Annotated in this window: 4 protein-coding genes; 3 read left to right on the top strand and 1 reads right to left on the bottom strand. The window is 69.1% G+C overall.

The genetic code is table 11. The features are described from left to right. The 3 genes from VHK87_RS00565 to ilvD all read left to right on the top strand — a co-directional run. Positions 1-441 (top strand): hypothetical protein (locus VHK87_RS00565; RefSeq protein ID WP_329632951.1); only part of this gene is annotated, 441 nt, incomplete at its 5' end. Positions 442-715: 274 nt separating this feature from the next. Then, a complete protein-coding gene (locus tag VHK87_RS00560) occupies positions 716-1,276 on the top strand; it encodes a hypothetical protein (RefSeq protein ID WP_329632950.1) in 561 nt (186 codons plus the stop codon). A gap of 108 nt (positions 1,277-1,384) precedes the next feature. Further along, entirely contained in the window at positions 1,385-3,283 is a 1,899-nt protein-coding gene (gene ilvD, locus VHK87_RS00555) for a dihydroxy-acid dehydratase (RefSeq protein ID WP_329632949.1), read from the top strand. Here ilvD and VHK87_RS00550 read toward each other — a convergent pair. Continuing rightward, positions 3,284-3,749: TonB-dependent receptor domain-containing protein (locus tag VHK87_RS00550; RefSeq protein WP_329632948.1), on the bottom strand; the 466-nt coding region annotated here is incomplete at its 5' end.

The raw sequence follows: 3,749 nt of genomic DNA, 5'->3' as shown, positions 1-3,749 counted from the left end.
GAGCTCGCCCTGCGTACCGGCGCCATGTGGCTGCGGGTCGATTCCATGGACCAGGCGATCTGGGCCTCCGGGACCGCGCCGGCCGACCTGCGCGACTGGACCTATCGCGCGGCCCAGGCGGTGGCCGAGGACAACCTGCGCCTCGGGCGGGACGTGATCGGCGACTGCGTCAACGACTGGAACATCGCCCGCGAAGGGTGGTCGCAGGCCGCGGTCCGCGCCGGCGCGGAGATCTTCTGGATCGAGGTCATCTGTTCCGATGCGGCCGAGCACCGGCGCCGCGTGGAGACGCGGGTGAGTGACGTCCCGGGGCTCGCCCTGCCGGACTGGGCGGCGGTGACCGGACGCGAGTACCATGCGTGGGACGGGCCGCGGCTGACGGTCGATACGGCGGGGCGACCTGTCCAGGCCTGCGTGGCTGCCGTGCTCGCGGCACTGTAGGGCGACGCGGTAGGCTCACCCGCACCACGTCCCGCTCGTCTGCGAATCAGCCGCGTCAGTCGCCCTCCGCCCCGCTTAGGGGAGAATGGGTCTTCGGCCCCATGGTGGCGATCATGCCTGCCGGCTCCGGCCTCTCAAGGACCGGCCCTCCGGGCCGGCCGCTCCGCGGCGCGCCGCAGGCGCGTACTTGACTGACCGGAGCCGGCAGGCTCGCATCACCCATGGGGTCGAAGGGCAAGAGCGCGCGAAGCGCGCCTCCCCACCAGGAGCGGAAGTGCTGAAGAAGATCACGGTTCACGAACTGCTCAGGGCCACCGCTGACGAGGAGTTCACGGTCAGGTGGATGCCGCTCCATTCGCCACGATCACCTAATGAGGCGAGCGTCGTGGCTTTTTCAGATGGCGCGGCGATGTTTGCTCTTCTGAACCAGATGCGAGAGGGGGCCGTCTTCGATCCCGCGAACAAGACCTACTCCGACGACATCTACGAGACCGTCATCCTTGCCGGGGCGCAAGCGGATTACGAAGCACTCTCCCTCAGGTCCGTCCCGTCGTTCCGCCTGGACTGGCCGGGCGGCTCTTTCACCTGCATCCCCGCCGGGTTTAAGGAGGTGATGCACGACGACCAACCGGTCAGCCTGAGGTTCGTGAAGGCCTTAGTGGAATCGAGAGCCTACATCGAGGGCGCGCTAGATTTACTGGTCAGCCTGCATCTGGATTCGCCTATCGGGGAGTGGATACTGAAACCAGCAGAAACGCCGGACTTCCTCGTCCTTGAGCCTGTAGGCAGCGCCTCCTCCTCGCGTGACAGGTCGAGCTTGCCGCGCAACCAGTGACCGATGACTGCGGTGACTGGCTGGCCGCCAAGCTTTCCCGTCACCCGCTCCCCCTCCGCCCCCTCATCTGCTAAGACCCCCCGTCCAAGTTCCGGGGATCGTCTGTCCATGCCTCCGTATCGCTCCCGCACCTCCACCCATGGCCGCAACATGGCCGGCGCCCGCGGCCTCTGGCGCGCCACGGGGATGAAGGACGGCGACTTCGGCAAGCCGATCATCGCCATCGCCAACTCCTTCACCCAGTTCGTGCCCGGCCACGTGCACCTGAAGGACCTGGGCCAGCTGGTGGCGCGGGAGGTCGAGGCGGCCGGCGGGGTGGCCAAGGAGTTCAACACCATCGCCGTGGACGATGGCATCGCCATGGGCCACGACGGGATGCTCTACTCCCTGCCCTCGCGCGAGCTGATCGCCGATGCGGTGGAGTACATGGCGAACGCCCACTGCGCTGACGCGCTGGTCTGCATCTCCAACTGCGACAAGATCACCCCGGGCATGCTGATGGCGGCCCTGAGGCTGAACATCCCCGCGGTGTTCGTCTCCGGCGGGCCGATGGAGGCGGGCAAGGTGATCCTTTCCACCGGCGAGAAGAAGGTCGACCTGATCGACGCGATGATCGCCGCGGCCGACGACAACGTCTCGGACGCCGACGTGCAGGCCATCGAGCGCTCGGCCTGCCCGACCTGCGGGTCCTGCTCGGGCATGTTCACCGCCAACTCGATGAACTGCCTCACCGAGGCGCTGGGGCTCTCGCTGCCCGGCAACGGCTCGGTGCTGGCCACGCACGCCGACCGCGAGCAGCTGTTCCTGAAGGCCGGCCGCACCGTCGTCGAGCTCGCCCGCCGCTACTACGAGCGCGAGGACGAATCCGTCCTGCCGCGCTCCATCGCGACCTTCGAGGCGTTCGAGAACGCCATGACCCTGGACATCGCCATGGGCGGGTCCACCAACACCGTGCTGCACCTCTTGGCCGCCGCCCACGAAGCCCAGGTCGGCTTCACCATGGCCGACATCGACCGGCTCTCGCGCCGGGTGCCGTGCCTCTCCAAGGTCGCCCCAGCCAAGAACGACGTCCACATGGAGGACGTCCACCGGGCCGGCGGCATCATGGCCATCCTCGGCGAACTCGACCGCGCCGGGCTGATCCACACCCACCTGCCGACCATCCATTCGCCGAGCCTGAAGCTGGCGCTCGATACATGGGACATCGCCCGCAACCCGTCCGAAGAGGTGAAGACCTTCTTCCGCGCCGCCCCGGGCGGCGTGCCGACCCAGGTCGCCTTCAGCCAGAACCGCCGCTGGCAGGAGCTCGACACCGACCGCGCCGGCGGCGTGATCCGCAGCAAGGAACACGCATTCAGTCAGGACGGCGGCCTGGCGGTGCTGTTCGGCAACCTCGCCGAGGACGGCTGCATCGTGAAGACCGCCGGCGTCGACGAGAGCATCCTGAAGTTCTCCGGCCCCGCCCGCGTCTACGAGAGCCAGGACGCGGCGGTCAGCGGCATCCTCACCGGCCAAGTGAAGGCGGGCGACGTGGTCGTCATTCGCTATGAAGGCCCCAAGGGCGGGCCGGGCATGCAGGAGATGCTCTACCCGACCAGCTACCTGAAATCGAAGGGGCTCGGCAAAGCCTGCGCCCTGGTCACGGACGGGCGGTTCAGCGGCGGCACCTCGGGCCTCTCCATCGGCCACGCTTCGCCGGAAGCGGCCGAAGGCGGGACCATCGCGCTGGTGGAGGATGGCGACCAGATCGAGATCGACATCCCGGCCCGCTCGATCCGCCTGGCCGTGCCCGACGCCGAGCTCGAGCGCCGCCGGGCGGCCATGGACGCTCGCGGCGACGGCGGCTGGCGCCCGATCCTCGACCGCCCCCGCAAGGTCTCCTCCGCCCTTCAGGCCTACGCCGCCCTAACCACCAGCGCCGCCCGCGGCGCGGTGCGCGACGTGGGCCAGCTGACCCGCGCGGCCCGCAAGGGCGCCCGGCGGGTGCAGGGCGAGCCGGCGGAGTAGCTAGAACTCCGCCCTCAGCGTCGCCCCGATGGTGCGCGGCGCACCCAGCTGGCCGGAGAAGCCGTAGACGGCGGCGCCGACGATCGAGGCGCTGCCCAGGGTCGTGAAATAGGTCTCGTCCAAGAGGTTGTTCGCCCAGAGCGCCACCTCGTAGCGGCCGTCGCCGAAGCGAGCCCCGATGCGGGCGTTGACCACCGAGTAGCCGTCGATCAGCGAGTGCGGCGAGGCGTCGACCTGGCCGAAGACCTCCGAGCGATAGGCGTACTGGGCCTGGACGTAGGGGCGGATCCCGTCGCGCCAGTCGAATTCATACCGCAGCTGAGCGTTCACCACCCACTCCGGCGCCTGGAAGACGCGCTCGCCCGTGAGGTCGCACGGAGCGGCCACGCCCACCGGGCAGGGCGCATTCCGGTAGCTGGCGTAGGTGACGTCGTTCCAAGATGCCGCCAGGTTGGCGGTCAGCCCG

This window comes from Phenylobacterium sp. (assembly GCF_036263695.1).
GTDB lineage: Bacteria > Pseudomonadota > Alphaproteobacteria > Caulobacterales > Caulobacteraceae > Phenylobacterium.
Note: the sequence above shows the minus strand (reverse complement) of the source record. Positions and strands in the feature narration are given on the sequence as shown.

Bases quoted from the DNA above. Each gene is read 5' to 3' on its own strand.
- ilvD (WP_329632949.1), top strand. From the start codon at position 1,385: ATGCCTCCGTATCGCTCCCGCACCTCCACCCATGGCCGCAACATGGCC.